4 protein-coding genes are annotated in these 4,131 nt (G+C 74.5%); 2 read left to right on the forward strand and 2 right to left on the reverse strand.

Features of this window, described 5'->3' with window-relative positions:
- On the reverse strand, positions 1-614 hold a 614-nt coding region (locus tag NBZ83_RS30540), incomplete at its 3' end, for a hypothetical protein (RefSeq protein WP_261576354.1).
- A 306-nt stretch (positions 615-920) separates the two neighbouring features.
- Positions 921-2,165, reverse strand: coding sequence for a hypothetical protein (locus NBZ83_RS30545; protein ID WP_261576355.1), 1,245 nt, complete (start codon positions 2,163-2,165; stop codon positions 921-923).
- A gap of 4 nt (positions 2,166-2,169) precedes the next feature.
- Between NBZ83_RS30545 and NBZ83_RS30550 the strand changes: the two genes are divergently transcribed.
- Complete coding sequence (locus NBZ83_RS30550; RefSeq protein ID WP_261569469.1) at positions 2,170-2,688, forward strand: hypothetical protein; 519 nt, start codon at positions 2,170-2,172, stop codon at positions 2,686-2,688.
- 63 nt (positions 2,689-2,751) lie between these two features.
- Positions 2,752-4,131, forward strand: a 1,380-nt coding sequence (locus NBZ83_RS30555; RefSeq protein ID WP_261576356.1) for a serine/threonine-protein kinase, incomplete at its 3' end; no start/stop codon positions are given.

A 4,131-nucleotide genomic window follows, 5' to 3' on the forward strand; every position in this document is an offset into this window, starting at 1 on the left:
AGCCGAGGCAGCAGGGCGCCGACCGTGAAGCAGACGGCGGCCGCGATGAGGGTGGTGGCGACGTCGACCGCGGTGGTGGGGGTAACCAGGCGGGTCGCGGAGAGGGCGAACGCGCCGAACAGGCCGACTGCGCAGCCGGCGGGCAGGAACCGCAGGCCCCGCTGCCACCAGGTTGCCGGTGCGGCGTGTCGCCCGAACGGAAGCAGCGCCACCGCCCACAGCAGCCCCATCAGGACCAGCAGGCCGAGCCCGAACAGGCCATAGATGGACAGCAGCGAACCGTGCACGCTCGCGGTTCCGGTCGCCTTCGCCACTGTGTGGAGATCGGTGTCCCGGATCGCTACCTCGACCGGCATCAGCCCGGTCGCCCGCCCGTCGAGGTCCCGGATGTCGAGATCGACCGTCCAGTTCGCCGAGCCGCGGGCCGGCACCGTCGTGCGGACGCGGGTGTCGTAGTCGAAGAACGTCAGGCCCAGCACGGCGCCGCTCAGCCGCACGGAGTCGACGTCCAGGTTCGAGCGACTCAGGTTCTGCAGGCTGACCACCACTCGGGCTACCGCGCCGGCGTCGAGAACGAGGTCGCCTCGGCCGAGCGGCTGCCCGTCGATGGTCACGGCCAGCTCCACGCCACCCCCCGGTGTCGCATGGGCAGCGGGTGCCAGGGACAACGTGAGCCAACCGAGGCACGCTGCCAGGCAAACAGTGATAACAATTCTTTCCCTAGCCGGCCGCGCGGCCGGCAATGCGATGCTCACTACTTCCCCCCGCGGCCGGGATGTGCGGCCGGTCGGCTGTTATTCTATAGATCGTCGTATGGTGGGACTTCCGCCAAACGTGCATCACGTGTTTTCGCGGGTCGTGGGGATGGGCCGGCCTCAACGTGTTGCCGGTCGCACCCGGGGGGGCGCACTGGTGTCAGGTCATCGATCGACCGACCGGTTCATGAGGCCGTCGCGGCGCGGAGTCGTGCCGACGGTCTTTCTCGCCGTTCTGTTCCTTTGCGCGGGAGCGGGTGTGGTTGCCGGCCTGATCGGACCACCCCGGCTGGCGGGTGTGAACGATGCGGCGATGGCGGATGCCGCCTCCACGCCCCATTCCGTCGCCGCGCGGGATTCGACTGTTGCGGTAGATTCCGCCGATCCGTCGGGTTCCGCCGATCTGTCGAGTTCCGGCGCCGTATCGGGATCGGAATTGTCCGAGGGCTCCTCGTCCGGCGGTGGTTCGTCCGGCGGTGGTTCGTCGGGCGAGCAGGCCCCGCCGGGCGACTCGCCGCCGGCTTCCGGTGGCCAGAACCCGGAGCCTGCACCGCCTCCGCCGGCGGATCTCCCGCCGCTGCCGATCGCGCCGAGCACCCAGCCGGCTCCGTCGTCGAGCGCCGGTGGCGAGCAGAGCCCGCGGCTGACTGGAGGCCCGGCGTCCTCGGATTCGGCCAGCCCGTCCGGCAGCCCGACGAACAGCCCGTCCGGCAGCCCGACGAACAGCCCGTCCGCATGCCCGGGCGGGACGGCGGCCGGTGCCCGAGACGGGTGCGCCCCTGGACCGACGGCGTGCCCGGCCGATGCGACCGCCGGCGCCGACCAGGCGTGTTCCACGCTCCCGGCACCCTGCCCGACCGGCATGATCCGCGGTCCGGCGGGGACGTGCGACCCCACCTCCTCGGCCTGCCCCCCGGCGTCTGCCGGCGTCCCCGCCGGGCAGTGCCCTGCGCCGACGTGCGGCGCGGCCGAGGCCGACGCCGACGAGTCGTCCGGTGAACGGTGCACCCCGCCATGCCCCGTCGGCTCGTCGCCGGCGCCGGGCTGCGACGAGCCGCGGCCCTGCGAGAGCGCGGCCCCGGCGCAGTCCCACGGCCGGGCGGTGGCCGCCACGCCCTGCCCGGAGCCATCCGCCACGCGGACCGACCAGCCCGTACCCAGCCCGACCGGCAGTTCACAGCCGTCGCACGCCGTCTCGGTCACCTGCCCGGACGGGTCGGTGCGGGCAGGTGCGGACCAGTGCCCGCTGCCGCAGCGGCTCTGCCCCGGCTCGCCGGTAGGGGTGCCGGTGGGCGAGGCGTGCCCGGCGCCGAAGCCGTCACCGCCGGTCCCGGTCGTCTGCTGGGACGGCTCGGTGCGGGCGGCGACGCTGGACTGCCCGGCCGGGCGGCGGCTGTGCCCGGGCGGCATAGCGGTGCCGCTCGATGAGCTGTGCGCCGTTCCGGCGCCGCCGCGCTGCGCCAAGGGCACCGTTCGCGTGCTCGGCGCGTGCACCGCGGTGCTGGCCTCCGGGGCCCCGCAACCGCCCGTCGGCACCCCGGTGGCGCGGGAGGCACAACCCGGGGAGCTGCTGTTCGACCGGACCGTCGTCACCGCGGGGGACCTGCTGTTCGCCCGCGGTGCCGGGTGCCGACCCGGGGCGCCGGTCGTGCTCACGGCCAGCGGCGAGCTGGTCGGGCGGGCCGTCGCCGACCAGGCCGGTACGTTTGAGACCGTCGTCCAGTTCGCCAGCTTCCGGCCGGGTTACCGTCCGGTGGAGGTCAATTGCGGCAAGGACCTCAACGCCGGCATCGACATGGTGCTCGTCTCCGCGGACACCAGCGCGACCGCGCCCTCGGTGCTGCTCCCGCTGTTCCTCGCGCTGTCCTTCCTGGCCGTGCACTACCAGTTGGCAGCTCGGGGGCGGCGCCGGGCCAGGGCGCAGCGCCGCTAGCCGCTAGCCGCCGGCAGAGCGTCGGCCGGCATCCTCGACGACCAGGGCGGGAGTGACGCACCGATGTCCCACCCATCCGGTCACGGCGCCACCGCCGACGGCGCGGACGACCGTCGTCCCGGGCCGGGTTCCGGGGCGCCGACCCAGGTCGGCCCCTACCGGCTGCTGCGCCGGCTCGGGGCGGGCGGCATGGGCACGGTCTACCTGGGCGTGAACCCGGCCGGCGGGCAGGTGGCCGTCAAGCTCATCCGGCCGGATCTTGCCCGTCTCGCCGAGTTCCGGGCGCGGTTGAAGCAGGAGGCCGACAACGCCCGCCGGGTGGCCCGGTTCTGCACCGCCGCGGTCCTCGACGTTGACATCAACGCCGAGCAGCCGTACCTGATCACCGAGTTCGTCGACGGTCCGACGCTCGCCGAGGCGGTGGCCGGACGCGGCCCACTGAGCCCGGCGGAGCTGCACCAGCTCGCGGTGAGCATGACGACCGCCCTGATGGCGATCCACCGGGCCGGCATCGTGCACCGCGATCTCAAACCGTCCAACATCCTGCTGTCCCGGCTCGGCCCCAAGGTCATCGACTTCGGCATCGCCCGCGCCCTGGACACCGCCACCAGGCGCGATCTCGACCGCTACGGCTCGGACCACCAAATGGGGACGCCGACCTTCATGGCGCCCGAGCAGGCCCGGGGCGAGCCGGTCACCTCCGCGGCGGACGTGTTCGCCTGGGGCGGGGTCCTCATCTACGCCGGGACCGGCCGCTACCCGTTCGGCGGTGGCCCGACGCCGGGGCTGCTGTTCCGGACCGTGAACGAACCGCCCGCACTCGACGGGTTCGAGGACAGCCTGCGCCCGCTCGTCGAGGATGCGATGCGCAAGGTCGCCGCGGACCGGCCCCGCGCCGAGGAGCTCTACGCCCGGCTGCTGGACCTGCGTGCCGACGAACCGGTCGCGGTCCCGCAGCCGCCGCTGTCCCTGTCCGAGGTGACCGCGCTCATCCGGCCGCTGATCACCAACCCGCGGGGGGCCCGGCCCGGGGCCGCCGCGGACCCCCTCACCCCGCTCACCCCCGTCACGGATCCTCAGCTCGGCGGGGCGCCGCCCGAGTTCCCGCCGATCCCCAGGCGGGCCGGCCACTCCGGCCCGCAGACGCCCGCGGACCGGGCCGGCCCACCGGCCGCAACCGCCGGGCGCGCACCGTCCAGGCCGGTCGGGGAGGCGTCCCCGTCGGGCCAGCATGCCGCCTGGCAGCCGGCCGAGCGGTGGGGGACGAGTGCGGCGGATGGCACCGACGGGCTGGTCACGATCTGGACCAAGTCCGAACCTCTCGCCCGCGGCGGCGTGGACGAGCGCCCGCCGGGCGACGAAGCCGGCCACGCACCCGGCGGCGGCACCAGCACCCCGCACCCGAGGGCCGGGGATGCGGTGCGGTCCGGGCCCTGTCTCTTA

This window comes from Frankia gtarii, assembly GCF_025403375.1.
GTDB lineage: Bacteria > Actinomycetota > Actinomycetes > Frankiales > Frankiaceae > Frankia > Frankia gtarii.